Annotated in this window: 28 protein-coding genes and 1 tRNA gene; 6 read left to right on the top strand and 23 right to left on the bottom strand. The window is 66.1% G+C overall.

Features of this window, described 5'->3' with window-relative positions; translation table 11 throughout:
• Nucleotides 1-150: 150 nt before the first annotated feature.
• Nucleotides 151-1,404 (bottom strand): UDP-N-acetylglucosamine 1-carboxyvinyltransferase, encoded by a 1,254-nt coding sequence (gene murA / locus F6Q13_RS08515; RefSeq protein ID WP_293055084.1) that lies wholly within the window; start codon nucleotides 1,402-1,404, stop codon nucleotides 151-153.
• Nucleotides 1,405-1,475: 71 nt separating this feature from the next.
• Here murA and F6Q13_RS08510 point away from each other — a divergent pair, with 71 nt between their 5' ends.
• Nucleotides 1,476-2,066, top strand: a complete 591-nt coding sequence (locus F6Q13_RS08510) for a cob(I)yrinic acid a,c-diamide adenosyltransferase (RefSeq protein ID WP_293055082.1) — start codon at nucleotides 1,476-1,478, stop codon at nucleotides 2,064-2,066.
• 122 nt (nucleotides 2,067-2,188) lie between these two features.
• On the opposite strand, the gene F6Q13_RS08505 is transcribed toward F6Q13_RS08510, so the two are convergent.
• The 21 genes from F6Q13_RS08505 to argS all read right to left on the bottom strand — a co-directional run bounded on the left by F6Q13_RS08505 (nucleotide 2,189) and on the right by argS (nucleotide 23,660).
• Nucleotides 2,189-2,632 carry a DUF2550 domain-containing protein gene (locus F6Q13_RS08505; protein ID WP_293055080.1) on the bottom strand — a complete coding sequence of 148 codons (444 nt, stop codon included), beginning with the start codon at nucleotides 2,630-2,632 and terminating at the stop codon, nucleotides 2,189-2,191.
• 14 nt (nucleotides 2,633-2,646) lie between these two features.
• On the bottom strand, nucleotides 2,647-3,012 hold the full coding sequence (locus F6Q13_RS08500) for a F0F1 ATP synthase subunit epsilon (RefSeq protein WP_293055092.1): 366 nt from the start codon (nucleotides 3,010-3,012) through the stop codon (nucleotides 2,647-2,649).
• A gap of 35 nt (nucleotides 3,013-3,047) precedes the next feature.
• On the bottom strand, nucleotides 3,048-4,499 hold the full coding sequence (gene atpD, locus F6Q13_RS08495) for a F0F1 ATP synthase subunit beta (RefSeq protein WP_293055078.1): 1,452 nt from the start codon (nucleotides 4,497-4,499) through the stop codon (nucleotides 3,048-3,050).
• A 23-nt stretch (nucleotides 4,500-4,522) separates the two neighbouring features.
• Nucleotides 4,523-5,443 (bottom strand): F0F1 ATP synthase subunit gamma, encoded by a 921-nt coding sequence (locus F6Q13_RS08490; RefSeq protein ID WP_293055076.1) that lies wholly within the window; start codon nucleotides 5,441-5,443, stop codon nucleotides 4,523-4,525.
• A 6-nt stretch (nucleotides 5,444-5,449) separates the two neighbouring features.
• Nucleotides 5,450-7,099 carry a F0F1 ATP synthase subunit alpha gene (gene atpA / locus F6Q13_RS08485; protein WP_293055074.1) on the bottom strand — a complete coding sequence of 550 codons (1,650 nt, stop codon included), beginning with the start codon at nucleotides 7,097-7,099 and terminating at the stop codon, nucleotides 5,450-5,452.
• Nucleotides 7,100-7,146: 47 nt separating this feature from the next.
• Nucleotides 7,147-8,499 carry a F0F1 ATP synthase subunit B/delta gene (locus F6Q13_RS08480; RefSeq protein WP_293055072.1) on the bottom strand — a complete coding sequence of 451 codons (1,353 nt, stop codon included), beginning with the start codon at nucleotides 8,497-8,499 and terminating at the stop codon, nucleotides 7,147-7,149.
• A gap of 5 nt (nucleotides 8,500-8,504) precedes the next feature.
• Nucleotides 8,505-9,008, bottom strand: coding sequence for a F0F1 ATP synthase subunit B (locus tag F6Q13_RS08475; RefSeq protein ID WP_293055070.1), 504 nt, complete (start codon nucleotides 9,006-9,008; stop codon nucleotides 8,505-8,507).
• Between the two features lie 8 nt (nucleotides 9,009-9,016).
• Nucleotides 9,017-9,262, bottom strand: coding sequence for a F0F1 ATP synthase subunit C (locus F6Q13_RS08470; protein ID WP_293055068.1), 246 nt, complete (start codon nucleotides 9,260-9,262; stop codon nucleotides 9,017-9,019).
• Between the two features lie 55 nt (nucleotides 9,263-9,317).
• Nucleotides 9,318-10,073: a F0F1 ATP synthase subunit A gene (gene atpB / locus F6Q13_RS08465; RefSeq protein ID WP_293055066.1), complete on the bottom strand. Its 756-nt coding sequence runs from the start codon at nucleotides 10,071-10,073 to the stop codon at nucleotides 9,318-9,320.
• A complete protein-coding gene (locus tag F6Q13_RS08460) occupies nucleotides 10,066-10,533 on the bottom strand; it encodes an ATP synthase subunit I (RefSeq protein ID WP_293055064.1) in 468 nt (155 codons plus the stop codon). The genes atpB and F6Q13_RS08460 overlap by 8 nt, the downstream gene beginning before the upstream one ends.
• Before the next feature lie 227 nt (nucleotides 10,534-10,760).
• The gene (locus F6Q13_RS08455; RefSeq protein WP_293055062.1) at nucleotides 10,761-11,963 is read right to left on the bottom strand and encodes a glycosyltransferase family 4 protein; all 1,203 of its coding nucleotides are present in this window, start codon (nucleotides 11,961-11,963) and stop codon (nucleotides 10,761-10,763) included.
• 18 nt (nucleotides 11,964-11,981) lie between these two features.
• On the bottom strand, nucleotides 11,982-12,635 hold the full coding sequence (locus tag F6Q13_RS08450) for an L-threonylcarbamoyladenylate synthase (RefSeq protein WP_293055061.1): 654 nt from the start codon (nucleotides 12,633-12,635) through the stop codon (nucleotides 11,982-11,984).
• Nucleotides 12,632-13,492, bottom strand: a complete 861-nt coding sequence (locus tag F6Q13_RS08445; protein ID WP_367141264.1) for a class I SAM-dependent methyltransferase — start codon at nucleotides 13,490-13,492, stop codon at nucleotides 12,632-12,634. Before F6Q13_RS08445 ends, F6Q13_RS08450 begins: the two co-directional genes overlap by 4 nt.
• A 2-nt stretch (nucleotides 13,493-13,494) precedes the next feature.
• Entirely contained in the window at nucleotides 13,495-14,577 is a 1,083-nt protein-coding gene (gene prfA, locus F6Q13_RS08440) for a peptide chain release factor 1 (RefSeq protein WP_293055058.1), read from the bottom strand.
• Nucleotides 14,578-14,658: 81 nt separating this feature from the next.
• Nucleotides 14,659-14,925: a 50S ribosomal protein L31 gene (rpmE, locus tag F6Q13_RS08435; protein ID WP_293055056.1), complete on the bottom strand. Its 267-nt coding sequence runs from the start codon at nucleotides 14,923-14,925 to the stop codon at nucleotides 14,659-14,661.
• 187 nt (nucleotides 14,926-15,112) lie between these two features.
• The gene (gene rho, locus F6Q13_RS08430) at nucleotides 15,113-16,936 is read right to left on the bottom strand and encodes a transcription termination factor Rho (protein WP_293055054.1); all 1,824 of its coding nucleotides are present in this window, start codon (nucleotides 16,934-16,936) and stop codon (nucleotides 15,113-15,115) included.
• A 260-nt stretch (nucleotides 16,937-17,196) separates the two neighbouring features.
• Entirely contained in the window at nucleotides 17,197-18,141 is a 945-nt protein-coding gene (gene thrB / locus F6Q13_RS08425; RefSeq protein ID WP_293055052.1) for a homoserine kinase, read from the bottom strand.
• 23 nt (nucleotides 18,142-18,164) lie between these two features.
• Nucleotides 18,165-19,256 carry a threonine synthase gene (gene thrC, locus F6Q13_RS08420; RefSeq protein ID WP_293055050.1) on the bottom strand — a complete coding sequence of 364 codons (1,092 nt, stop codon included), beginning with the start codon at nucleotides 19,254-19,256 and terminating at the stop codon, nucleotides 18,165-18,167.
• A complete protein-coding gene (locus tag F6Q13_RS08415) occupies nucleotides 19,253-20,575 on the bottom strand; it encodes a homoserine dehydrogenase (protein WP_293055048.1) in 1,323 nt (440 codons plus the stop codon). Before F6Q13_RS08415 ends, thrC begins: the two co-directional genes overlap by 4 nt.
• Nucleotides 20,572-21,972 carry a diaminopimelate decarboxylase gene (gene lysA, locus F6Q13_RS08410; protein WP_293055090.1) on the bottom strand — a complete coding sequence of 467 codons (1,401 nt, stop codon included), beginning with the start codon at nucleotides 21,970-21,972 and terminating at the stop codon, nucleotides 20,572-20,574. The genes F6Q13_RS08415 and lysA overlap by 4 nt, the downstream gene beginning before the upstream one ends.
• Nucleotides 21,973-22,007: 35 nt before the next feature.
• Entirely contained in the window at nucleotides 22,008-23,660 is a 1,653-nt protein-coding gene (gene argS / locus F6Q13_RS08405) for an arginine--tRNA ligase (protein WP_293055047.1), read from the bottom strand.
• A gap of 112 nt (nucleotides 23,661-23,772) precedes the next feature.
• Between argS and F6Q13_RS08400 the strand changes: the two genes are divergently transcribed.
• Nucleotides 23,773-23,845: transfer RNA gene (locus tag F6Q13_RS08400), tRNA-Arg, on the top strand.
• A 297-nt stretch (nucleotides 23,846-24,142) separates the two neighbouring features.
• Here F6Q13_RS08400 and F6Q13_RS08395 read toward each other — a convergent pair.
• Entirely contained in the window at nucleotides 24,143-24,610 is a 468-nt protein-coding gene (locus F6Q13_RS08395) for a BLUF domain-containing protein (protein ID WP_293055046.1), read from the bottom strand.
• 436 nt (nucleotides 24,611-25,046) lie between these two features.
• Between F6Q13_RS08395 and F6Q13_RS08390 the strand changes: the two genes are divergently transcribed.
• The 4 genes from F6Q13_RS08390 to F6Q13_RS08375 all read left to right on the top strand — a co-directional run bounded on the left by F6Q13_RS08390 (nucleotide 25,047) and on the right by F6Q13_RS08375 (nucleotide 26,900).
• Nucleotides 25,047-25,397 carry a hypothetical protein gene (locus tag F6Q13_RS08390; protein ID WP_293055044.1) on the top strand — a complete coding sequence of 117 codons (351 nt, stop codon included), beginning with the start codon at nucleotides 25,047-25,049 and terminating at the stop codon, nucleotides 25,395-25,397.
• Nucleotides 25,384-25,986: a macro domain-containing protein gene (locus F6Q13_RS08385; RefSeq protein ID WP_293055042.1), complete on the top strand. Its 603-nt coding sequence runs from the start codon at nucleotides 25,384-25,386 to the stop codon at nucleotides 25,984-25,986. Before F6Q13_RS08390 ends, F6Q13_RS08385 begins: the two co-directional genes overlap by 14 nt.
• Before the next feature lie 106 nt (nucleotides 25,987-26,092).
• Entirely contained in the window at nucleotides 26,093-26,506 is a 414-nt protein-coding gene (locus F6Q13_RS08380; RefSeq protein WP_293055040.1) for a VOC family protein, read from the top strand.
• Nucleotides 26,507-26,510: 4 nt separating this feature from the next.
• Nucleotides 26,511-26,900 carry a VOC family protein gene (locus tag F6Q13_RS08375; RefSeq protein ID WP_293055039.1) on the top strand — a complete coding sequence of 130 codons (390 nt, stop codon included), beginning with the start codon at nucleotides 26,511-26,513 and terminating at the stop codon, nucleotides 26,898-26,900.
• Nucleotides 26,901-26,928 lie beyond the last annotated feature (28 nt).

The raw sequence follows: 26,928 nt of genomic DNA, 5'->3' as shown, positions 1-26,928 counted from the left end.
ACAACAACAAACAAAAACCACCAAACACACTATTGAGTTCTCAAACAACACCTGCGGACAGGCAACCCTGTCACTATACTCCGGGGCTTAATCCCGGTCAACCGTCATCACCGGTCCGGTCTGGACCGGCCGGAAACCGGCGAGTGCTGCCTAGTCTACCCGTTGGATCTCCGCCCCGAGACTGACCAGGTTTTCCACGAACAACGGGTAACCGCGGTCGATGTGGAAGACATCGTGGACTTCGGTATCACCGTCGGCGACCAGTCCGGCGAGCACCAGGCCGGCCCCCGCCCGGATGTCCGAACACCACACCGGGGCGCTGGAAAGTTGCGGCAGGCCCCGCACCACGGCATGGTGCCCGTCGGTGCGGGCGTCGGCACCGAGGCGGATCATCTCTTCGACGAAGCGGAACCGTGCCTCGAACACGTTCTCGGTGATCATCGAGGTCCCGTCGGCAATCGACGCCAGGGCGATCGCCATCGGCTGCAGGTCGGTCGGGAACCCGGGGAACGGCAGTGTCGCGACGTTGACTGCCTTGGGGCGCTCGTACTGCGTGACCCGGAAACTGTCGTCGGTCTGGGTGACGGTGGCACCGGCGTCGTGCAGTTTGTGCAGCACCACCTGCAAATACGCGGGATCGACCCCGGTCACCGTGATGTCGCCGCGCGTCATTGCCGCGGCGATACCCCAGGTGGCGGCGACGATCCGGTCCCCGACCACGCGGTGCTCGGTAGGATAGAGCCGCGCAACACCGGTGATCGTCATTGTCGGCGAACCCGCACCTTCGACCCGCGCCCCCATCTGGTTCAGCATCGTGCACAGGTCAACCACCTCGGGTTCGCGCGCTGCATTGTGAATCGTGGTCACGCCCTCGGCCAACACTGCCGCCATCAGAATGTTTTCGGTCGCGCCCACCGATGGGAACTCGAGTTGAATCTCGGCACCCCGCAAGCTGTCGGCTTGCGCGACCACGCATCCGTGCTCGATATTGCACCGTGCCCCCAGCTGCCGCAGGCCGGCTTGGTGCATGTCCAGCGGCCGTGATCCGATGGCGTCTCCCCCCGGCAGGGCAACCTTGGCGCGCTTGCACCGCCCGACCAGCGGTCCCAACACGCAGACCGAGGCGCGGAACTGGCGCACGGCGGCGAAGTCGGCGTCGTACTTGGGCTCGTCCGGCGAGGTCACGCGCACGGTCGATCCGGCCAGTTCGACGGTGGCGCCCAGACCGCGCAACACCTCGGCCATCAGCGGAACGTCGAGGATGTCGGGACAGTTCGTGATCGTACTGGTGCCCTCGGCCAGCAGGGCCGCCGCCATCAGCTTGAGCACGCTGTTCTTGGCGCCCCCCACAGCAACCTCGCCCGACAACCGGTTGCCGCCGGTGACCACGAAACACTCTGGCACCCTGGCAAGTTTAGTGAAGCCTTATCGACCTGTCAGTCGACCAGGTCGTGGGCGCGGTACGGTTTTAATTCATGGCGGTACACCTGACCCGCATCTATACCCGCACCGGCGACGACGGGACCACCGGGTTGAGCGATTTCTCCCGGGTCTCGAAGACCGACGCACGTCTGACGGCCTACGCCGACTGTGATGAGGCGAATGCCGCGATCGGAGTCGCGATCGCGGTGGGTCGACCACAGCAGCGGATCGCTGAGGTGCTGCGGCAGATCCAAAACGATCTGTTCGACGCGGGCGCAGACCTGTCAACCCCGGTAGTCGAGAACCCGAAGTATCCCCCGCTGCGCATCACCCAGCCCTACATCGACCGGCTGGAGAAATGGTGCGACGATTTCAACGACAGCCTGCAACCATTGAATTCGTTTGTGCTGCCAGGAGGTTCGCCGCTGTCAGCTCTGCTGCACGTCGCCCGCACCGTGGTGCGGCGCGCCGAGCGTTCAGCGTGGGCGGCCGTCGAACAGCACGCCTCCGATGTCAGCGCGCTGCCCGCGAAGTACCTGAACCGCCTGTCGGACTTGCTGTTCATCTTGTCCCGGCTGGCCAACCCGGACGGCGACGTGCTGTGGCAGCCCGGCGGCAGTCAGCCGCAAAAGCCCGCGACTTAGCAGCGTCGGTACCACGCCGGCTGAGGCGGTCGGTTGCGGTCGCACCGGTTGAGCGGGTAGACCGGCCCGGTTCAGCCGAGCAGCTCACCCACCCGCCAGATCACGGCGCTGCGGACAGCGATTCAGGTACTGCGACGCCGGGCACGCGGCGACGGACGCGATTCCAACCACGATAGAAACGCGGTCAGCGCGCCGCGGTCCAGCGCGATTTCGTAACGGCCCCGCCGCTCCGAAGACGCGTCACACAACTCGACGACGACCACTTCATCGCTCATGATGTCGACCTCGTCACCCCGCGGAGACCGACGCGAGACGATTTCGGTACCGCGCCTACTGAGTCGGCGATCGGGCCAGAGCCGCACACTGGAGAGGCGGTAGAACGCGGCTTCTCCACCCCGATAGCGGATTACGCCGTGCCGCCACCCATGGCCCCCGGTCGCAGGGATATCGCGCATGATGGCCGCCGTACCGCCCTGACCCAGCTTCCACAGCCGATAGCTCAACGCGACAACCGCGAGCCCCAATACGGCGATCAGCGCGGCCATGCCGATCGTGGGCGAGCTCATCAGCCGCGTGCCGGTCAGTCGATCGCGCCGACAGCGCGCAACCTGGCACGACCCCTGGCGGCAATGCGGGGATCGTCGGACTCCGCATCCTGTCTGGCGGCCACCTCGTCGATCTCCGATTCAAATGCCGCGGATTCGGCCAAAATACTGACCCCTTCCTCGGTCACCGACAGGAAGCCGCCGTCCACCGCGATGCGCAGGTCCTTCTCGCCCTCGCGCTCCACACGCACCATCGCATCGTCGACCAACTGGGCCACCAACGGGATATGCCGCGGCAGGATGCCGATCTCCCCGACCGTGGTACGGGTGAACAGAAACGTCGCCTTGCCCGACCAGATCTTCCGGTCGACGGCGACGATCTCGACATTCAGCTCAGTTATGTCACACTCACCTTTCGCCTTTTACCACCGCTGGATCAGATTTTGACACCGAGGCTTTCGGCTTTCTTAGCCAGGTCATCGAGGCCGCCGATCAAGAAGAACGCCTGCTCCGGCAAGTGGTCGAACTCGCCCTTGGCCAGCTTGTCGAAGGCTTCGATCGTCTCCTTCAGCGGAACCGTCGAACCCGGTTGACCGGTGAACTGCTCGGCGGCCATCATGTTCTGCGACAGGAATCGCTCGATGCGACGTGCCCGCTGCACCAGCTGCTTGTCCTCCTCGGACAGTTCGTCGATACCAAGGATCGCAATGATGTCCTGAAGATCCTTGTAGCGCTGCAGGATCCGGATCACTTCCTGGGCCACCCGGTAGTGCTCGTCCCCGACCACACCAGGGTCGAGGATGGTCGAGCTCGACGCTAAGGGATCCACAGCCGGGAAGATGCCTTTGGAAAACACCGCGCGGGACAGCTCGGTGGTCGCATCCAAGTGCGCGAACGTCGTCGCCGGCGCCGGGTCGGTGTAGTCGTCGGCAGGTACGTAGACCGCCTGCATCGAGGTGATGGACCGGCCTCGTGTCGAGGTGATGCGCTCCTGCAATTCGCCCATTTCGTCGGCCAGTGTGGGTTGATATCCCACCGCCGACGGCATCCGGCCGAGCAGAGTCGACACCTCTGATCCGGCCTGGGTGAACCGGAAGATGTTGTCGATGAACAGCAGTACGTCTTGGCCCTGTTCGTCGCGGAACCACTCGGCCATGGTCAGTGCCGACAACCCCACCCGCATACGAGTGCCGGGCGGCTCGTCCATCTGGCCGAATACCAGCGCGGTGTCTTTGAGGACATTGGCCTCGCCCAACTCCACCCACAGGTCGTTGCCCTCTCGGGTGCGCTCGCCGACCCCGGCGAATACCGACGTGCCGCCGAAGTTGCGCGCGATGCGGTTGATCATTTCCTGGATCAACACCGTTTTACCCACTCCGGCGCCGCCGAACAGCGCGATCTTGCCACCGCGCACGTACGGCGTCAGCAGGTCGACGACCTTGAGACCCGTCTCCAGCATCTCGGTGCGCGGCTCGAGTTGGTCGAAAGCCGGCGGCTTGCGGTGAATAGGCCAGTGGTCGAAATCTTTCCCATAGCCCGGATCGTCGAGGCAGTTACCCAGCGCATCGAAGACATGACCTTTGACCCCTTCGCCCACCGGAACCGAGATCGAGGCACCGGTGTCGATCACCTCGACGCCGCGCACCAGCCCATCGGTGGGCTGCAGCGAGATACACCGCACGAGATTGTCGCCCAGGTGCTGGGCGACTTCCAGCGTCAGCGTTTTCGCGAGCGCCTCGAACGTGACGTCAACATGCAGCGCGTTGAACAGTTCAGGCACAGAGCCCCGGGGGAACTCGACGTCGACAACCGGACCGGTAACCCTTACCACGCGACCACTGGTGTCATTGCCGGTCTTGTCGTCCGATTTTTCAGCAGTAGCAGTCATGATCCTCTCCGCCTCCTAGTGGCTTACCCCGTAGTCTCGGCCAATGCATTCGCGCCACCGACGATTTCGCTAATTTCCTGAGTAATTTGAGCCTGACGCTCACGGTTTGCTTCCAGCGTCAGGGCTTTGATGAGGTCCTCGGCATTGTCAGTGGCCGACTTCATCGCGCGCTGGCGTGACGCCAATTCCGAGGCGGCCGACTCGAGGAGTGCAGCATATACCCGGGTGGTCAGATAGCGTGGCAGCAGCGACTCGAACAGGGTTGTGGCGTCAGGCTCGAACGAATAGAGCGTTCGCGGTCCGACCTCTTCTTCGACGTACTCCACCACCATCGGGGCTATCCGATGTGCCTCGACCGATTGCGACAACATCGACTTGAACACGGTGTAGACGACGTGCAGCTCATCGACCCCGGGCGCGCCTCCAGGTTCTCCGGCGCCGGACCCGTCGGCACCGGCCATGAAGGTGTCGACCAAAGTCGCAGCAATCGCGGCGGCAATTTCGTAAGCAGGCTGCTCTGAGAAACCGTTCCACGAGTGCGCGATGTCCCAATTTCGGAACCTGTAATAGCTCAACGCTTTCCGGCCCACCGCATATAGCACCGGCGTCTTGCCTTCCTGCCGCAGTAGCGAAAACAATTCTTCGGCACGCCGGAAAACATTGGAGTTGTATGCCCCGCACAGACCGCGGTCGGACGTCACCACAAGCACCCCGGCCCGCTTGGGCTCAGGCCGCTCGACGAGCAACGGATGATCCAGCGCCGCCTCGGCAGCCAAGGTGGTGAGCATGCGGGTGATCTCGAAGGCATAGGGCCGGGCCGCATCGAGGCGGGCCTGGGCTCTGCCGATGCGCGAGGTGGCGATCAACTCCTGGGCCCTGGTGATCTTTTTGATCGACCCCGCGGAACGGATTCGCCCCCGCAGTTCGCGAAGTGTCGCAGCCACCGTGAACTACTTCTTCTTCTTGGGTGCGGGCTTGCGGACCTGCACCGATTCCTTGGCCAGTTTTTCCTCGTCCAGCGCGTCGACATGCTCGTCGGGGACCACCGAGCCGCCGCCGGTCGCCGCGAAGCCCTTCTTGAATTGGTTGATCACCTCGGTCAGCTTGTCGCTGACCTCCTCGGAAAGTTTCTGGGATTCGCGGATCTGGGTGAGAAGTTCCGGCTCGGCGGCGCGAACGTGGTCGAGCAATTCGGTCTCGAACCGACGGACGTCGGCAACCGGAACGGAGTCGAGGTGCCCCTGGGTGCCCAGGAAAATCGACACCACCTGCTCCTCGACCGGCATCGGGTGATGTTGTGGCTGTTTGAGGAGTTCGACCAGTCTTTCACCGCGCTCGAGCTGCGCCTTCGACGTGGCATCCAAGTCGGACGCGAAGGCCGCGAACGCCTCCAACTCGCGGTACTGCGACAAATCGAGCCGCAGCGAACCGGCCACGTCCTTCATTGCCTTGATCTGTGCCGCACCACCAACCCGGGACACCGAGACACCGACGTTGATCGCCGGCCGCACACCCTGGTTGAAAAGATCCGTCTCCAGGAAGCACTGTCCGTCGGTGATCGAGATGACGTTGGTCGGAATATAGGCGGAGATGTCGTTGGCCTTGGTTTCGATGATCGGCAACCCGGTCAGCGAGCCCCCGCCGAGATCGTCGGACAACTTGGCGCAGCGTTCCAGCAGCCGCGAATGCAGGTAGAACACGTCACCCGGGTACGCTTCGCGACCCGGCGGGCGCCGCAGCAGCAGCGAGATGGCCCGGTAGGCCTCGGCCTGCTTGGAAAGATCGTCGAACACGATAAGCACATGCTTGCCTTGATACATCCAGTGCTGACCGATTGCCGAACCAGTATACGGCGCAAGCCATTTGAAACCCGCAGAGTCGGACGCAGGGGCCGCCACGATCGTGGTGTAATCCATCGCCCCGCCCTCTTCGAGGGTTCTCCGCACGGCCGCGATCGTGGTGCCTTTCTGCCCAATGGCGACGTAGACACACCGTACCTGCTTGGCGGGATCGCCGGATTCCCAGTTCTCCCTTTGGTTGAGGATGGTGTCGACACACACGGCGGTCTTACCGGTCTTGCGGTCACCGATGATCAACTGACGCTGACCGCGTCCGATCGGGGTCATCGAGTCGATCGCCTTGATTCCGGTCTGCAGCGGCTCTTTCACCGATTGCCGCTGAACCACCGACGGGGCCTGGATCTCCAGGGCACGCCGCTCCTGCGCATCGATGTCACCGCGGGCGTCGATGGGCTGGCCGAGCGGGTTGACCACCCGGCCGAGGAAAGCGTCTCCGACCGGGACCGAGAGCACCTGGCCGGTACGCTTGACCTGCTGCCCCTGCTCGATCTTTTCGAAATCGCCGAGAATGACCGCGCCCACGCTGTGCTCGTCCAGATTGAGCGCCACACCCAGGATCCCGCCGGGAAATTCGAGAAGTTCCTGGGTCATGACCGACGGCAGGCCCTCGACGTGGGCGATACCGTCGCCGGCATCGACAACGGTGCCGACCTCCTCGCGGGCGGTTTCGGAGGTAAACGTGCTGACGTATTCCTCGATCGCACCCTGAATGTCTTCAGCGGAGATGATCAACTCTGCCATGGCTTTTCGTCTTCCTGCTTGTTGATTCTGGTTGCTGGTTCGTGCTCTTAGTCCGGTAGCTGAGCCCGGGCCGCGGCGAGGCGTGACGCGAGCGTGCCGTCGATGACCTCGTCGCCGACGCAGACGGCGAGCCCGCCGAGCAGTGCGGGATCGATCTGCATCTGCACCGTCACCGCGCGCCCGTAAATTCGGGCGAGCACCTCGGTGAGCCGGGTTTTCTGGGCATCGCTGAGCTCGGCCGCCGCACTCACGTGCGCGACGATCTCGCCGTGCCGGGCCACCGCCACCTCGGCCAGGCGCAACACCGCCTCCTCGGCCGGTTCACCCCGCAACAGGGCGACGGTCTGGGCCAGCAGCGCTTCCGCGATCGGGTTGACGGCCTCGCCGGTGCGACCGCGGGCGCGGTGCAGCACGTTGCGCAACAACTGGACGCGATTGTCGGCCGGCACTCCGTAGTCGCCCAGTAGCAGAGCCAGCCGCGGCTCGGCGTCGAGAATTCGGCTGAATCGAAACAGCGCCTCTTCCACGTCGTCAGCCTGACCTGCTCGCTCGGCGCGCACCAGCAAAGCGTGCCGCGCGATATGTTCGACCGCATCGACCAGATCGGTGTTGGCCGACCAGTGCTGCGACACCGCGCTGCGCAGCACGTCGAGCGCAGGATCCCCCACCTTGCCGTTGACCAGTCGCTCAATCAGCCGGATCCGGGGCGCGGGATCGTCGGCCGGCGCGGTCAGATACCGCGTGACAACGCTTTCACGGCTGAGCAGTTCGGCCACCGCCGCCAGGTCGTCGGCGAGGGTGGCCAAACCGGCATCGTCGAGGTTCCCGGCGATCTCGCCGAAGCGGTTCACCAGGTTGACCACCGCACGCCGGCTGGACGAGCGCATCTGCGCAAGCCCGGGAACGGCGACCCCGGCCTCCGTTTGTGCCATCGCGTCCAGTTCGTCGAGGAACCGGTCGACGGTGGCCGACTGCCGGGCGGAGTCAGCGACATGGTCGCGCACCAGGTCGCCCGCTCGCCGGACCGATTCGGCTCCCAGGTCCTGACGTAGCCGACGGACCAGTTGCGCACGCAGCAGCTCGACCTGCTTGGCGCCTTGCTCTTTGATCCGTTCGACTTCGGCGTCGGCCTGGGCCCGCAGCGCCTCGACGATACGGTCGGCGTCTCGGTGGGCCTCGGCGATGAGCCGTTGGGCCTCGGCTCTGGCATCTTCGAGCGCCTTGCTGTGCGCCCGGCTGGCCTCTTCCAGGCGGGCGGCCGCAGCGGCGGCCTCGTTCAGTTCGTCACGCACCGTGTTCTGCCGATCGACCATGAGCTTACGCACCGGCGGCACCACGTAGCGCCAGGCCAGCACCACGATCACGACGAACCCCACCAGCTGCCCCAGAAAAGTCGACATTGCGATTACCGCCTCGACCCGGTCGTTGTCGGCGTGGATGTGGTGATCTCCACCCCAAGTATCCGGCTGGCCAGCCTCGCGGACATGCTGTCCACTTGCGCGTGAAGCTCGGCCGCGACCGCTTCGCCCGCCTGTTTGAGCTGCTCACCGGCGTCCCGCAGGGTCGAGGCCACATGCTCCTCGGCACGGGCACGCATGTCGTCGATGATCTTTCGGCCTTCGGCCCGGGCGTTGTCGCGCGCGGCCGACGCCTCGACCCGGGCTTGCGACATGGCCTTCTCGTAGTCGGCCTGGGCAGCGGCGAACTGTTCGGCCGACTTCCTGTTGTCGGCCAGGGTTTTGGTGACCATGTTGGCACGCGCCTGCAGCACCCGCATGATCGGCGGCACCACGAACGTGCCGATCACGCCGAGCACGATCAAGAAAATGACCAGCACGACGAAGAAGGTGCCGTTCGGCAGCAAGAAATTGTTGCCCTCGGCCAGGACGGTAGCGCTCATGTGGCCCATCGCGCCGGTTACGCCAGCGGGTTGGCGAAGACGAACAGCGCCATGAACGCCAAGTTGATGAAGTACATGGCCTCCACCAGGCCTACGGTGATGAAAAACGGCGTGAACAGCCGACCTTGGGCCTCGGGCTGCCGCGCGACCCCGGCGATCAGCGCGTTACCGGCGATGCCATCCCCGATGGCGGCACCGACGGCGCCGCCGCCCAAGATCAGTCCACCGCCGATAAGGGCCCCGGCAGCGATAGTGGGATTCATTGCTTATCCTCTCTGGTTTTCCGGTGTGGTCGTCCGTCGTTCGAAGCTGTCACGTCTACTCGTGGCTTTCTTCCAACTCCATTGCCTGACTGAAGTACAGGATGGTCAGCAACGCGAAGATGAACGCCTGGATCAAGCCGACGAACAGGTCGAATGCTTTCCAGATGGCGTTGGGAGCCCACAGGATGTACGGGGGAAACAGCGCGATCAGCGACACCAGGATGCCGCCGGCGAAGATGTTGCCGAAAAGTCGGAGCGACAACGAGACCGGCTTGGCGACCTCTTCGACCACATTGAACGGAGCCATGAAAGCGACATGGCCCTTGATCACGCCGAGCGGATGTCCCAGGATGCCGCGGCGCCAGAAACCGGCCGCGTGGTAGCAGATGAACACGAACACCGCCAGCGCCAGCACGTAGTTGATGTCGGCCGCCGGCGATTTGAGCAACTCGACGGTGTGCCCATGGGCGTCGGTGAACTGCAGCGGCAGCACCGACAGCCAGTTGGAGACCAGGATGAACACGAAGATCGTCACTGCGAGTGGCAAGACAAACGGCGCGATCCGCATGCCGATCGCGCTTTCGATCTGGTTGCGCATCCCGATGGTGATCGCCTCGAAGAACAACTGCACTCCGCCCGGCACGCCGGTCGAGGTCACCTTGGCCCGCAGGAAGAACGCCAGCGCGATGACGATCACCGCGGCGATCGCGGTCGACAGGATCGTGTCGACGTTGACGGTCATCCCCCACCACGTGGCGGTGGCGTGCTCACCGACTTCGATGCTGGCCTCGGCCAGCGGCGTCTCAGTCATCGCCGAGTTCTCTCCCCTCGGTACCGCTGCCGGACGAGCCGGACTCCGCGGCTCCCCTGCGCAGCTTCTTCCAGACCGGCAGAACCGTGCTCAGCACCAACAGCACCTGGAAAAGCGCAAGTCCGAACACTACGCCCAGCCCGTCGGGCCGGAACACCACCGCGATGGCCAGCCCGATCACCGAAATGACCAGCAAGCGTCCCGCCGAGTTCAGCGCCATCGTCGACTTCAGCGGCTGGGCCTGTGCGGTGATCACCGCGACGGACCGTCGCACACCGAGCGCGTTGAGCAAACCGATCAGCAGACCCGTCCCCAAGAATATGCCGAACGCGAGGTGATTGACCCAGCCGGCCGCCGGCACCGCCACGGCGGTCACTGCGAGCGAGATGACGAGCAGCCGAATCGGGCGGAACGCCACGGACGGAAACACCAACGGCGCATCCTGCGCTGGCGTTGTCACTGCTGCACCTCAGTCCTCGCTCGGAAAAGTCGCCCGGTTGATCGTTGCGTGGCCCGTAGAGCGTATCGGAGGGCAATCACCACGCTGGAATCACCCACGCAGTAACTCTTCGTGCCGGTCGTGATGCGGCGCGATCAGCGCTTCGTTCGCCGGCCAGACGACCAGCGACCCACGAGGTTTCTTCAGATTCTAGGGGCACGTTACCACATGGCAATGCGAGCCTACTACTACTCGTCGTAGAGGTCGTCGCGGCGGCTCAGCAGCGGAATCAGCGTGACGACGATCGCCACCACGGTGGCGCCCAGCATCACCGCGCCGGTGTCGCGCGGATCGAAGAAAATCGTGCTCGCAGCGCCGAATGCGACGATGCTCACCCACAGATAGATCAGCAGCACCACGCGGCGATGCGAATGACCGATCTGCAGCAGACGGTGATGCAGATGCATCTTGTCGGGGCTGAACGCGCTGCGGCCTGCCCGGGTGCGGCGCACGATGGCAAGCAACAAATCGAGCATCGGCACCAATATGACGGCCACCACGAGCAGGAACGGCGAGAGCAGAGCGAACACGTCGCGGGCACCGTAGGCGTTCTGCGAGATCGGGCCCGCGGCGGTTGTCGACGCGGCGGCCAGCATCAATCCGATCAGCATCGAGCCGGAGTCACCCATGAAAATCCGGGCCCGGTAGAAATTGTGGGGCAAAAACCCCAAGCACGCCCCGGCAAGTACCACCGAGATCACCGCGGGGGGGTAGAACAGCACGTCACCGCCATGGTCGCGGAGCAGGCCCACGGAGAACATGCAGATCGCCAGCGCGGTGATCAGGCCCAGCCCGGCGGCCAACCCGTCGAGGCCGTCGACGAGGTTCATCGCGTTGACAAACGACACGGTCAGCGCCAGCGTCAACAGGATCGAGGAGGCCTGATCCAACACGATGGTGCCGACGCCGCCGATCGGGATATACAGCACGCTCCAGGCAACTCCCATGGTGACGAGAACACTCGCCGCCGTGATCTGACCGGCAAACTTCGTCAGGGCGTCCAGACCCCACCGGTCGTCGATAAGCCCGATGACGACGATCACCACGTCGGCGACCAGCACCGCCGGCATGCCGGTGGAATAGACGAACCCGCGGGTCAGCGCGGGCAACTGGGATGCCAGGAAAATGGCGGCGACGACACCGGCGAACATGGCCAGACCGCCCATCCGCGGCGTCGGCGTCACGTGCACGTCCCGCTCGCGCGGGTAGGCCACCGCACCCAGCCGGGTGGCCAGCATGCGCACCGGTCCGGTCATGAAGTAGGTGACGATCGCGGCGGTCAACCCCACCAGGGCCAGCTCGCGCAGCGGCACGCCGGCGCCCCGATCAGCAAAGGCGAGCGGACCGCCGGCCAGGCTGTCGACGCTAAGCACTCCGCGACCGTACTGCACGCTCGGGCTGCCCGCCGATCAGCCGGTCAAACTCGCCGGTTCCATGCCGAGCACCGCGCCGATGCGTTCGGCGCTGACCGGTCCCTGGCGCAGGATGCGGGGTCTCGCGCCGGTCAGGTCAACGATCGTCGACGCCGCCTGCTGCGCAGCGGGCCCTGCGTCCAGATAGACGTCGACGCAATCCCCGAGTTGCCGCCGGGCGTCATCGACCTCGACGGCCGGCGGGCTGCCGGAGACATTGGCGCTGGACACCGCCATCGGACCGACCTCGCGAAGCAGCTCGATCGCCACCGGATGCAGCGGCATCCGCACCATCACCGTGCCGCGGGCTTCGCCGAGGTCCCACTGCAGTGACGGCGCCTGGTGCACCACCAGGCTCAGCGCGCCGGGCCAGAATGCCTGGATCAGGTCGCGGGCCGCCGGCGGGACGGTCAGCACCAGACCATCGATGGTGTGCCATGAGCCAACCAGCACCGGCACCGGCATGTCACGCCCGCGGCGCTTCGCGGCCAGCAGCGCGGCCACCGCTGCACCGTCGAAGGCGTTGGCGCCGATGCCGTAGACGGTGTCCGTCGGCACGACCACGAGGCGGCCGTTTCTGACCGCCTCGACCGCCGCCGCGATGCCGCGGGACCGCTGTTGGGGGTCGCTGCAGTCGAACACGGCACTCATGGACGTTGCTCCCGTCTGCGGGCCGTGACGAACCTGAGCCGGCCGGTCATGTCCGTGCGCGCCACGACGTCATCGAAAAGTTTTGTCCGTTCCAGCACCTGAACGGTCTGCTCCGACGCGCAGTCATCATGCTCGACAGCAAACAATCCGCCCGGGCGCAACCAGCGACCGGCGAGGCCGACGACCGCGGTAATCACCGTCATCCCGTCCGGGCCGCCGTACACCGCATGCCGCGGATCGTGTCGGTCGACTTCAGGTTCCAGCTCAAGCCCGTCGGGAACATAGGGCGGATTGGCCACCATGAGGTCGACGCGGTCGTCAAGCTCGGCCAACACGCCGGGCGCGGTGACGTCGGCGCACACCAGCTCGACCGCGCTGCCGACCGAGTTCTGCCGCGCATACCCGAGCGCGGCCTCGGAATCGTCGATGCCCACGACGCGGGCCGTCGGCCAGCGCTGCGACAGCGCCACCGCCAGCGCGCCGCAACCAGTGCAGACGTCGACGATCAGCGGCTGCCTCGAAAGACGTGAAAGGTCCTGGCCAGTAGCCCATTCGAGCATGGCCTCGGTCTCCGGGCGAGGGATGAACACACCGGGACCGACCCGCAGTTCCACCGGCCCGAACTGCACCGTGCCGATGAGGTGTTGCAACGGCACCCGGCGTGCACGCTGGCTCACCGCCGCCCGATAGCGCGCGAGGAACTCCTCGTCGGGCCGGTCAAGCAGGGCCAGTCGCCCCCGGTCGCCACCAGCCAGGTGCGTCGCGAGTGCTTCGGCATCCCAGCGAGCGGAATCGATCCCGGCCTGCGCCAGGATCGCCGCAGCCGAGTCGATCGCACGCCGGAGCTCGGAGTGCATCTTCATGCCCGCAGCCGGGATTGCCGGTCCGCTGCCACCAGCGCGTCCAACAGTGCGTCCAGATCGCCGTCGAGGACCTGCTCGAGATTGTGCGCCTTGTAGTTGATGCGGTGGTCGGTGATCCGGTTCTCCGGGAAGTTGTAGGTGCGGATGCGTTCGCTGCGGTCGACCGTGCGGATCTGGCTGGCCCGATCGGCTGACGCCTCGGCCAATGCCTGCTCCTCGGCCATCGCCTGCAGCCGGGCGGCCAGCACTTGCATGGCGCGGGCCTTGTTCTGCAGCTGGGACCGTTCGTTTTGGCACGTGACGACAACCCCGGTGGGCAGGTGGGTGAGTCGCACCGCGGAATCGGTGGTATTGACACCCTGGCCACCCTTCCCGGAAGACCGGTAGACGTCGACGCGCAGATCCGCCTCATCGATCTGCACCTCCCCGAGTTCCTCGGGTTCGGGATACACCAAAACACCCGCCGCCGAGGTGTGCACGCGCCCCTGGGACTCGGTCACCGGGACGCGTTGCACGCGGTGCACGCCGCCCTCGAACTTCATCCGCGCCCACACCCCCTCGGCCGGATCGCCGTCGCCGGCGGCCTTGCGGGAAATCGCCAAGGTCGCATCCTTGTAGCCGCCGAGGTCAGAGAACGTCTCGTCGAGCACTGTCACCGCCCAGCCGCGCCGCTCGGCGTAACGGATGTACATCCGAGCCAGGTCGGCGGCGAACAGCGCGGACTCCTCGCCGCCTTCGCCGGACTTGACTTCGAGCACGATGTCGTCGGCGTCATGCGGATCACGCGGCGCCAGCATATCGGTGAGCTGCGTGTCCAGGGCTGCCGCGCGTGCTTCGAGTTCGGACACCTCAGCGGCGAACGACGCGTCGGCGGCAGCCAGTTCGCGCGCGGTCTCCAGGTCTTCGCGCACCGACTCCAGCCTGCGGTGCGCAGCGACGATCGGCGCCAGCCGGGCGAAGCGGCGACTTACTCTGCGCGCGTTGGCGGGATCGCTATGCAGGTCCGGGTCGGCCAGTTGACGCTCGAGATCGGCGTGTTCGGCCAGTATCGCGTCGATGGCCTGCACGCTTCGCGTCACGCTGACCCCTTACGTCTCTCACAGCACCGCACAGCAAACGACGCCCGCCCCGCACGAGTTCCCGGCGCGGCCGCCGGTGTGCTACTTGCCGGCTTTCGGGGCTGCGTCAGCTGCGACGGTCTTGGCGGCCTTCGTGCCCGCCTTCCTTTGGCCGTAGCGCTTCTCGAAGCGGGCCACTCGACCGCCGCTGTCCAAGATTTTCTGCTTACCGGTGTAAAACGGGTGGCATTGCGAGCACACCTCGACCACGATGCGGCCGCCTTCTTTGGTGCTGCGGGTTTGGAAGGTGTTGCCGCAACCGCAGACAACGGTGGTCTCACCGTAGGCCGGATGAATGCCAGATTTCATGATGCCCTCTTCTATCGTCGGCCGCCGGGTCGCCCGCATCGGACTGCCGGTGGGACGTGAACCGGGACCGGAGGTGTCGGCGGTTGATTATGCCAGCTCGACCACGTCGAGCCCAAACCCGCGGATGCCCGCGCAGGGCCCACGACGCGGCGCCGTCGGGCACTGCCGGGTCGGGCTTGCGCCCCGGTTAGTCGGTGTCGATGCCCGGGGTCGTCTTGGACACCTGAACCAAGAACTCGTAGTTGTTCTTGGTCTTGCGCAGCTGCGAGATCAGCAGGTCAATGGCTTGATGAGAATCCAGCCCGGACAGCACCCGACGCAGCTTGTGCACGATCGCGAACTCGTCGGGCGACAACAGCAGTTCGTCTTTGCGGGTGCCGGAGGGATTCACGTCGACCGCGGGGAAGACCCGGCGTTCCGCGATCTTGCGGTCCAGCTTGAGCTCGGCGTTGCCGGTGCCCTTGAACTCCTCGAAAATCACCGTGTCCCCGGTAGAGCCGGTCTCGACCATCGCGGTGGCGATGATGGTCAGCGATCCGCCTTCCTCGATGTTGCGCGCCGCGCCCAGGAAGCGTTTCGGTGGGTATAACGCCGTCGAGTCGACACCGCCGGACAGGATGCGCCCGGACGCCGGCGAGGCGTTGTTGTAGGCACGCCCCAGCCGGGTGATCGAGTCGAGCAGCACCACGACGTCTTTGCCCTGTTCGACAAGCCGCTTGGCGCGTTCGATCGCCAGTTCGGCGACCGACGTGTGGTCCGACGGCGGCCGGTCGAACGTGGAGGCGATGACCTCGCCCTTGACCGAGCGCTGCATGTCGGTGACCTCTTCGGGACGCTCGTCGACGAGCACAACCATCAGGTGGCATTCCGGGTTGTTCTTGGTGATCGCGTTGGCGATGTCCTGCAAGATGGTGGTCTTGCCGGCTTTGGGCGGCGAGACGATCAATGCGCGCTGCCCCTTGCCGATCGGCATGATCAGGTCGATGACGCGGGTGGTCAGCCGCTCGGTGGTGGTTTCCAGGCGCAGCCGCTGGTTTGGGTACAGCGGGGTGAGTTTGCCGAACTCCGGGCGCTTCTTGGCGTCCTCGACCGGGCCACCGTTGACGCTGTCGAGCCGAACCAGCGGGTTGAACTTCTGCCGCTGATTGGGCTGCTCACCCTCCTTGGGCACCCGCACGGCGCCGGTCACCGCATCGCCGCGGCGCAGACCATGCTTGCGGACCATGTTCATCGAGACGTAGACGTCGTGCGGGCCCGCCAGATACCCGGATGTGCGCACGAATGCGTAGTTGTCCAGCACGTCGAGAATGCCGGCCACCGGCTGGACGACGTCGTCCTCGCGCAGTTCGGCTTCCCCGCCCTCGCTGGACCGCTCCCCGCGGCGCCTGCGTTCCCGGAACCGCCGACCCCGGCGGCCCTGCCGTCCTTCACCGTCGTCGTCGCCACCCCGGTTCTGTTGCCCGGACCCGTCTTGGCCCTGTTGGTCGGCGCTTTGGTCGGCGCTTTGGTCGCCGCCGGTGTCCGACGCCTTATCCGGCCCGCGCTCCTCTGGCGCGGTGTGCCGAGGGGCGGTGTCGGACTCCCCGGCCGTTACCTCCTGCTCACCGCGGTCGGGCGCAGCGGCATCCGCGCTCGCAGCCTCCGGTGTGCCGACGCGCCGTTCCTGTCGGGGAGCCCCGGCCACCTCGGCCGGGGCGGCGGGGGCGCTGTTGCAGGTCGTGGGCTCGCCGCTGTTGTCGGCCGACGCGCCGTTGGCGTGCCCCTGGGTTTGCCGGATCGCGGCGATGAGTTCGTTCTTACGCATTCCCGAAGCCCCCTTGACACCGACCCGATTGGCCAGTGCCCGCAGTTCAGGCAAGACCATGGTGGACAGCGAGCCGTCCGACCCGGAGTTGATCTCCACCGCTGACGCCGACACATCCGGGGCGCTGGCGGTGCTTGTGGTCACGGAATTCGACAACGTGTTGTCGTCGGTGTTGTCGCCAGCCGTGATGAGGTCCGTTTCAGTCACGGATTTCCTTTCTTCCCCTCGCTGATCGGCTCATGCGAGGGGTTCGTTGCATTCAGCCAAATCGCCGAGTGCTGCCAACCATCGACTCTGCAACGGTGATCGCCGGGATTAGCGGCATAGACGGCGAACCATCGTCCAGGAGAAGAATTGGTGGTAGTCCTGGTGTAAACGCAGGAACAGATGCTGCGATTGCTGGACGGCTCCGAGGATAACGCGCTTCGTTGCCGGAAGCAAGAAACCTCGTTCCGGGCTGTGCACCATCAACTGGTAACCGCTACGCCGGAGGTCCAGCGAACTCCGTCGCCAACCGTCATCTCGCTGACGGTAAATCCCAGTGCGGCGCCGAACTCGATGACCTCACCGGGCAGCACCGGATCGGTGCTCAAAGCGATCACCGCAGGTCCGGCCCCGGACAGTACCGCTGCGACACCATAACGCCGCAACAGTCGAAGGTATTCCGCCGAGGCCGGCATCGCCGCAGCCCGCTGGGGTTGGTGCAGCACATCCTCGGTGGCCGCCATCAGCAGATCTGGCCGCTCGGTCAGCGCGACCACCAACAGCGCGGTGCGGCTGATATTGAACCGCGCGTCGACATGACTGACCTGCGCGGGCAACAGCACGCGCGTCTCGGCCGTCAGGGAGCGCTGCTCGGGTATGGCCGGAAACAGGTGGATGTCCGGATGCAGCCGCAGGGGCACCGCGGCGTAACGGGGCGAAGCGCAGCTGCTGTCGGTCCACGACACGACCGCGCCGCCCAGGACAGCCGCGGCGGCGTTGTCGGGGTGCCCTTCGAACTCCGAGGACAGCTGGATGAGTTCGCTCTCGCTGATGGGCTTTGAATCGGCTTGGGCCAGAATTCCGTTGACGGCCGCCAGGCCGCCGACGACCGCTGCGGCCGAAGAGCCCAAACCACGGCAATGCGGAATCGCGTTGCGGCAGCGGACTGCCAGTCCCGCCACGCTGACCCCGGCTGCCCGCAGACCCGCCGTTACGGCTTGCACGACCAGGTGGTCGGCGTCCAGGCGGAGTTGGCCTGCGCCTTCACCCTCGACTTGCACGGAGCAGCCGGATTGGGTTGTCTCGATAACGATTTCGTCGTAGAGACTCAACGCCAGGCCGATGCTGTCGAAGCCCGGACCGAGGTTGGCGCTGGACGCTGCGACCACAGCGCTTGCCACGAGCCCGGGAGGCAACAGCCTGGTCACCGAGAGCCTTTCGCGAGTCCCATTCACACCAGTCCCAACGTCGCGACGACGGCGGCCGGGTCGACGGGCACGGGCGACACGCTCGGCATGTCCTTCAACGCGGTGTCGGGATCCTTGAGACCGTTGCCGGTCACGGTACACACTACGGTCGCTCCGCGCGGCACCCAACCGTCGTCGATCGACTTGAGCAGCCCGGCGATGGAGGCCGCCGACGCGGGTTCGACGAAGACCCCCTCCGTGCGCGCGACGAGGTGGTATGCCGCGAGGATCTCCTCGTCGGTGGCGGCCAGGAACCGACCACCGGACCGCTGCTGAGCCTCCACGGCGGACTCCCACGACGCCGGCGAACCGATGCGGATCGCGGTAGCGATGGTCTCGGGCCGGCTCACCGGCTTGCCCAGTACCAGCGGCGCTGCACCGGCGGCCTGGGTGCCCAGCATGCGCGGCAGCGTGTCGATGATGCCCGCGGCGTGGTATTCGGTATAGCCCTTCCAGTACGCGGTGATGTTGCCGGCGTTGCCGACCGGCAGTGCATGCACGTCCGGTGCGGCGCCCAGCACGTCGACGATCTCGAAAGCAGCGGTTTTCTGTCCCTCGATGCGCACCGGGTTGACCGAGTTGACCAAGGCAATCGTCGGGAAGTCGGCCGCCATCTTGCGGGCGAGTTCCAGGCAGTCGTCGAAGTTGCCGGCGACCTGGACGATCTTGGCGCCATGCATCACGGCCTGCGCCAACTTGCCCATCGCGATCTTGCCCTGCGGGATCAACACCGCACAGGTGATCCCCGCACGGGCCGCGTAGGCCGCCGCCGACGCCGAGGTGTTGCCGGTCGAGGCGCACAGCACGGCCCGCTGCCCGCGCGCCACCGCATCGGTGACCGCCATCGTCATCCCGCGGTCCTTGAACGAGCCGGTCGGGTTGAGGCCTTCGACTTTCAGATGCACCGTGCAGCCGATCTGCTCGGAGAGCCTGGCCGCGTGGATCAACGGGGTGCCGCCTTCGAGCAACGTGACCGGCGCCCAGTCCGAACCGACCGGCAACCGGTCGCGGTAGGCCGCTATCACCCCCGGCCAGGGCTGATGGGTGCTCGTCCGCGCAGCACTCGTCGGCGTCATGGGCCGGTTCCTTCCAGTCGCAGCACGCTGGCTACAGCCTGCACCACGCCCAGATCGCCCAGTGCGCCGACAGTCTCCGACAGCGCGGCGTCGGTGGCCCGGTGGGTGACGACCACCACGCGAGCGCCGGCCCGCCGGCCCTCCTCGTCGGCCATCCCTTCCTGGCGGACTTCAGCGATGCTGACTTCCCGCTTTGCGAATTCGGCTGCTACCGTCGACAACACCCCTGCCTCGTCGGCCACCTGCATGCTGACGTAGTAACGGGTCGGGATCAGCCCGATGGGGGCGATGGCCAGCTGCGCGTACTTCGACTCCCGCGGCCCGCGACTGCCGAGTACCCGGTTGCGGGCGGCCATGACCAAATCACCGGTCACCGCCGACGCGGTCGGCGCACCGCCGGCGCCCTGCCCGTAGAACATCAGCCGGCCGGCGGCCTCGGCCTCCACGACCACGGCGTTGTATGCCCCGTTGACGGCGGCCAGCGGGTGTGTCAACGGCACCAGCGCCGGGTAGACCCGCGCCGACACCAGCTGCTGTCCGCCATCGGTCCTGATGCGTTCGCAAATCGCCAGCAGCTTGATGGTGCAGCCCAGCGTGTGCGCGGACGCGAAATCGTCCGGCGTCACCGTGGTGATGCCCTCGCGGTAGACGTCGTCGGCGCTGACCCGGGTGTGGAAGGCGATCGAGGCCAGAATCGCCGCTTTGGCCGCGGCGTCATAGCCCTCGACGTCGGCCGTGGGGTCGGCCTCGGCGTACCCGAGCGCGCTGGCCTCGGCCAACGCGGCTGCGTAATCGGCACCGGTGCTGTCCATCGCGGAGAGGATGTAGTTCGTGGTGCCGTTGACGATGCCGGCCACCCGCTGCACGCTGTCGCCGGCCAGCGATTGGGTCAGTGGGCGGATGACCGGAATGGCGCCTGCCACCGCCGCCTCGAAATACAGGTCGACGTTGGCGCTTTCGGCGGCCTGGGCGAGTTCGCCGGCAGACGTCGACAGCAGAGCCTTGTTCGCGGTGACGACGGACTTGCCGTGCTTGAGCGCCGACAGGATCGCCTTGCGGGCCGGTTCGACCGGTCCCATCAGTTCCACGACGATGTCGACGTCGCTGCGGGCCACCAGCTCCTCGATGTCGTCGGTCAGCAGCTCGGCAGGCACACCCCGGTCGGCGCTGACCCGGCGTACACCAATACCGCGCAGCACCAGAGGCGCGCCGATCCGGGCGGCGAGGTCGTCGGCACTGTGCTCGATGATGCGGACCACCTGGCTGCCGACGTTGCCCAATCCCAGGACCGCGACACCGACCGGCGTGTGACGGCTCATGGGCGCCGTTCCTCTCGTCCCGCCACTTCCAGACTCAGCAGGTCTTCGACCGTTTCCCTGCGCAGGACCAGGCGGGCCCGCCCGTCGCGCACCGCCACCACCGCGGGCCGACCGACCAGGTTGTAGCGGCTCGACAGCGCATAGCAATAGGCACCCGTTGCAGCCACCCCGACGAGATCCCCGGGTGCTATGTCGTCGGGAAGCCAGGTATCGCGCACGACGATGTCACCGCTTTCGCAGTGCTTTCCCACGAGACGGGCGAGCGCCGGGACCGCGTCCCCGGCCCTGGAGACCAACCGCACGTCGTATGCGGCGCCGTAGAGCGCGGTGCGGATGTTGTCACTCATGCCGCCGTCGACGCTGACGTAACGACGCTGCGCGGTGGCGCTGACCGCGACGTCCTTGACGGTGCCGACCTCATAGAGGGTGATGGTCCCCGGCCCCGCGATCGCCCGGCCGGGCTCGACGACCAGCCTGGGAGCGGGCAGGCCCACCGCCGCCGATTCGGTGCGCACGATCGCGCCGAGTTTAGCCGCCAGCTCGCCCACCGGCGGTGGGTCGTCGGTCGGCAGATAGGAGATCCCCAGGCCGCCCCCGAGGTCGACGGTGCGGATCTGGGTGGTCTTGTCCACGCCGAACTCGGCCACGATGTCGCGCAGCAGACCGATGACACGGTGGGCGGCGAGTTCGAATCCGCCGACCTCGAAGATCTGCGAACCGATATGACTGTGCAGGCCCACCAGTCTGAGGTGGTCGGCGGCGAAGACCCGTCGCACCGCCGCCATCGCCGCCCCGGTGGCCAGTGAGAGCCCGAATTTCTGGTCTTCGTGTGCGGTGGCGATGAACTCGTGGGTGTGCGCTTCCACACCGACTGTGACACGGACCAGCACGTCCTGGACGATGCCGGCCTCGGCGGCGACGGCGTCGAGGCGCTCGATCTCGGTCATCGAGTCCACGACGACATGGCCGACGCCGGCTTTGACCGCCATCGTCAGCTCTGCGACCGATTTGTTGTTGCCGTGCAGAGCGATCCGCTCCGCGGGGAAATGTGCGTGCAGCGCCACGGCGAGCTCCCCGCCGCTGGACACGTCCAACGACAGGCCTTCCTCGTCGACCCAGCGTGCGATCTCGCCGGACAGGAATGCTTTGGCGGCGTAGTACACGTTGTGTCCGCCACCGAAGGCGGTCGCGATTTCCCGGCAGCGCGAGCGGAAATCGTCTTCGTCGATGACGAACAGCGGTGTGCCGTACTGTTGCGCCAACTCGGTCACTGCCACGCCGGCAATCTTCACGACTCCATCGTCATCACGAAATGCGTTGTGCGGCCAGATATTCGGAGCAAGCTGCAGCAGCTCGTGCGCCGTCTGCGGCCGCGGCGGAACGTCCGAGTGGTGGATTTCTTCGGCATGCCGGGGGCCGGCCGGGTGGGCGTTCACATTCGCTCCGGAGCGCTGACTCCCAGAATGGCCAACCCGTTGGCGATAACCTGGCGAGTGGCCTGGCACAGCGCCAAACGCGCTGTGTGCAACTGGTTGGGCTGCTCGTCGCCCTGCGGCAACACCCGGCACGAATCATAGAACCGGTGGTAATCACCGGCGAGATCTTCCAGGTAGCGGCACACCCGGTGCGGTTCGCGCAGGGACGCCGCGGTCTCGAGCACCCGGGGGAACTCGCCGAGAGCGCGGATCAGCGTGCCCTCCTTGTCGTGGGTGAGCAGTTCGAGATGGTCGGTCGCGGCGGTCAGTCCCAGCTCGGCAGCGTTGCGGGCCAGCGCGCAGAGCCGGGCATGCGCGTACTGCACGTAATAGACCGGGTTTTCGTTGGACGCCGACGACCACAGGGCCAGGTCGATGTCGATCGGGGTGTCGACCGAGGAGCGGATCAGGCTGTAGCGCGCGGCGTCGACGCCGATCGCCTCGACCAGGTCGTCGAGGGTGATCACGGTGCCGGCCCGCTTGCTCATCTTCACCGGCTGGCCGTCGCGGACCAGGTTCACCATCTGGCCGATGAGCACCTCGACGGTGGCCGGGTCGTCGCCGAAAGCCGCCGCGGCCGCCTTGAGCCGCGAGATGTAGCCGTGGTGGTCGGCCCCGAGCATGTAGATGCACAGGTCGAAGCCGCGTTTACGCTTGTCGAGGTAGTAGGCCAGATCACCGGCGATGTAGGCCGGGCGCCCGTCGCTCTTGATCACGACACGGTCCTTGTCATCACCGAACGCGCTGGTGCGAAGCCATACAGCGCCGTCTTTTTCGTAGATGTTCCCCCGTTCGCGCAGCTGCGCGATCGCCTCGTCGACGCGCCCGCTGGTGTGCATCGACTCTTCGTGGGTGTAGACGTCGAAGTCGGTGCCGAACTCGTGCAGCGACTGCTTGATGTGCGCGAACATCAACTCGACGCCGACTCGGCGGAATGTTTCGTGCTGCTCGGTCTCGGGCAGCGTCAGGGCATCGGGCACCTGCTGCAGAACCTGGGCGGCGATGTCGGCGATGTAGCTGCCGGCATAGCCGTCCTCGGGCGTCGGCTGTCCTTTGGCGGCGGCGATCAGCGAATTCGTGAACCGGTCGATCTGCGCGCCGTGGTCGTTGAAGTAGTACTCGCGCACCACCTGCGCGCCCTGCGTCGACAGCAACCGGCCCAGCGCGTCGCCCACGGCGGCCCAGCGGGTACCACCGATATGAATGGGGCCGGTCGGGTTGGCCGAGACGAATTCCAGGTTGATCTTGTGACCGGCCTGGGTAGTGGAGTGACCGAAGGTGACGCCCGCCTCGATGATGTTGTCGACGATGGCGCCCTGCGCCGACGGCTTCAGTCGCAGGTTGATAAAGCCCGGACCGGCCATTTCGGCCGAGGCGATTCCGTCAGCCTTGGTCAGCGCCTCGGCGAGCCAGCCGGCCAGTTCGCGCGGGTTGGCGCCGACCTTTCCGGCGACCTGCAGCGCCAGGTTGCTGGCGTAGTCGCCGTGCGCGGGGTTGCGCGGGCGCTCGACGGCGACCATCGGTGGCAGCGCGGCGGCGTCGAGGCCGTGCTCGGCCAACACCGCGGCCGCGGTGGTCTTGAGCAGCTCGGCCAGATCGGCGGGTGTCACCCCGATATCCTATTGGCTGGGGCGATCATGGCCCGAGCCTGCTCCGCTGCCCGGCAGCCTGCCGTTATGCGCTAGTCTGTCGGGGCCCGCTGGCGCAGCATCTTGCGCGTGCGCCCCCGTAGCTCAGGGGATAGAGCGTCTGCCTCCGGAGCAGAAGGCCGCAGGTTCGAATCCTGCCGGGGGCACTATCTGACCAGCACAAACACGATGCACTGTAGGACACGTGCAACTGGCGGCGGCGCGTTCCGCGAACAATGCCCGTCGATCCGGTGCACGCACTGCGCGGCGAGGCCTTGGTTGAGCGCCCTGCTCCTTCGACGCTGACGGCTGCCGCGTCGGCGAAATGTTCGTCCCGGAGCACAATCGGCCGGTCGAAGACACCTCGCGCAGGCGAGGGCCATTAACTGCTCCACCCGATGCGTTACCGCCGGATTCAGGCCGGATTCAGGCCGGATTCAGGCCGGATTCAGGCCGGATTCAGGCTAGGTCGCGGGAGCCGTGCCACGGGCGGCTGCGCGCATGACCTCCAAGACCGAATCCTGCTCTGAGGTGGTGCCCCGGCCGGCGGCAGGCGCGATGCCGTCGCTCTTCGCGATCAGCGGGATGTCGGGCTCACCGTCCTCCGACACCCGAGCCATCGCCCAGCGGGAGAAGACCCGTTCGGGAACCGTGCCCTCTTCCAGGACCGTGACGTGCTCGTGTCGTTCGTCGCGCTCGATTGTCGCGAACAGCGTCCGGACAGCGTTTTCCTGGCCTTCGAGCGTCTGCACGAATGAGTCGCCCCAGATCAGCAGGGCACCCGTGATGTTCAATTCCTTATTTTTGCGGCGGGCCACACTGAAAAGGTTGCCCAGCGCGGTCTTACGGTTCTCCGGCGAGATACGGCTGTGGCTGCGATACATCAGCCGGAAAACACCAGCGGGATCGCCGTTGGGACGGACTGGCTCCATTGGGCCAGTATCAGCGGGCATCTGACCCGGAAAAGTCTCAGTCTGCGACTCGGGCGTTGCCCAAGCTGCTGTCGCCTGCGCCGCCGGGCCGGCTGCCCGCGCGTTTTTTGCTCAGTTCGTGGTGGGCAGCGCTGTAAACCTGCTGCCCAACATGATGACGCAAATGCGCCTTCAGCCCGGGCGGATGTGCGGCGGCATCGCCACATCGCGAACACCGGTGGCGGTTTTCGACCAACCTCTTGCGCAATTCTGCTGTCTGCCGCCACCGGCTACTCCGTCGCGGAGGGCCCTCGATTCGTTAGCCGCGGCGGTGCGTAACTCGTCAAACTTCGATCATTTCGTCACCTCGGCCGGCGCTACGGAGTAGCTTTGAACTGCTAAGACGCGGCATGTGCTGCAGCCGCAGCAAACCTACGGAGCGTAGAGGAGGCGGTCGATGAAGCGTTTGCTCTACTGGGCGGTGGCCGGCGCGGTAGGTGCCGCGCTGACCGCCGCTGCACCACTGACGCGCGCCGACCCCGCCCCGGACCCGCACATCCCGAACCCGCTCACCGGCTACTGCCCGGGCGGCGGCATGGGCAACATGTTCGAGGGATACTGCGACGGCGTGAAATACCCCGACGGATCGTACTGGCATCAGATCCTTTACGGCGGCTACACCTTCCCGTGGTTTAACCAGTCGGGCGGCGAGCCGACCCAGCTGGGGCTGTCGTGCGTGATCGACCCCGACAATTCGCCCATCCCCCAACCTGCGCCGCCGGGAGGATGCGGAGGTGCGGTCAAATGAGGCGAAAAACGAGCACGACCCGGCCCGGCGTACGGTCCAGGCGGTGATGGAAGACAGCGTCACGTTCGACGGTCGCACGGTCGCGCTCGTCGTCGGCAACATCGTCGCGCAGCCCGACATCGACGCGGTGGTCAACGCGGCCAACGCGAACCTGTTGCCCGGTGGTGGCGTGGCCGGGGCGATCCATCGCGCGGCCGGCCCCGGGCTGGCCCGGGAGTGCCGTCCACTGGCTCCCATTTCGCCGGGTCAGGCGGTCATCACCAGCGGCCATCAGCTGCCCAACCGATACGTGATCCACTGCCTGGGACCGGTGTACGGACAGGACCGACCCGAAGACGAACTTCTGGCAGCCTGTTACCGCAACGCCCTGGAGCTTGCCGACCGCCACGGCCTGACGTCGGTGGCGTTCCCGGCCATCTCCACCGGCGCGTTCGGCTACCCCATGGAAGCGGCTGCCGAGGTCGCGCTGGGCACGGTGCTCGCAACGATCACGCGATTCGAGTCAGTCGGCACCGTGCGGTTCGTGCTGGCCGACCAGAAAAGCTTCCAGCTTCACAGCGAGGTATTGAGGCGCATCGCGGGCCGCTGATCGCCCGCAGACAGACCGAACGGGTGCTCGCCATAAACGGCCGGGCCGCGCCCAAGAATTCAGTCATCGCTATTCGCACGCCCGCGATTCTGGCACCATGGCTACTATGGTCACGCCACCTGTCTCGATCGACCACGTCAGGCTTACCGTCACAGACATCGATCGGTCCCGAAAATTCTACGACAGTGTGTTCGGCTGGCCGGTCTGGGCCGAGATGCCCAGCAATCCCGACGAGGCGACCCGTAATCAGTTTGCCTGGCTCTTCGGCGGCGTCGTCTATGACCTCGGCGGCGCACTGATCGGGCTGCGGCCCGTCGCCGCCGATCGCTTCGACGAGAACCGCGTCGGCTTGGACCACATTGCATTCCGGGCCGCCGCCAAGGCCGACTTGGAGGCGATGGCCGAACAGCTCGATGATTTGAACGTTCCCCACGAACCCATCAAGGACATCGGTCCGCTATACATCCTGGAGTTCCGCGACCCCGACAATATCGCCTTGGAACTTAGCGCACCGAAGTAGCACCATGACGATCGCTTTCAACCACACCATCGTCGCCGCACGCGACAAGCGGGAGTCCGCAGAATTTCTGAGCGAACTGTTCGGCCTGCCGGCTCCGACACCGTTCGGCCACTTCCTGGTCGTCACGCTGGAGCACGGCGCCAGCCTGGACTTCGCCGACGCGACCGCCGGCGAGGAGATCCATCCGCAGCATTACGCGTTCCTGGTTTCCGACGACGACTTCGACGCGATCTACGGCAAGATCCGCTCCCGCGGCCTCGAACACTGGGCCGACCCCGGGCGGCAACGGGCCGGTGAGATCAACCATCGGCATGGCGGCCGCGGCGTGTACTTTCGCGATCCCAGCGGTCACTTCCTGGAGATCATCACCCGGCCCTACGGCTCGGACGGCTGACGTAGACCTCGCCCGCCTGCTCGCTACC

Source organism: Mycobacterium sp., assembly GCF_008709575.1.
Taxonomy (GTDB): Bacteria; Actinomycetota; Actinomycetes; order Mycobacteriales; family Mycobacteriaceae; genus Mycobacterium.
Note: the sequence above shows the minus strand (reverse complement) of the source record. Positions and strands in the feature narration are given on the sequence as shown.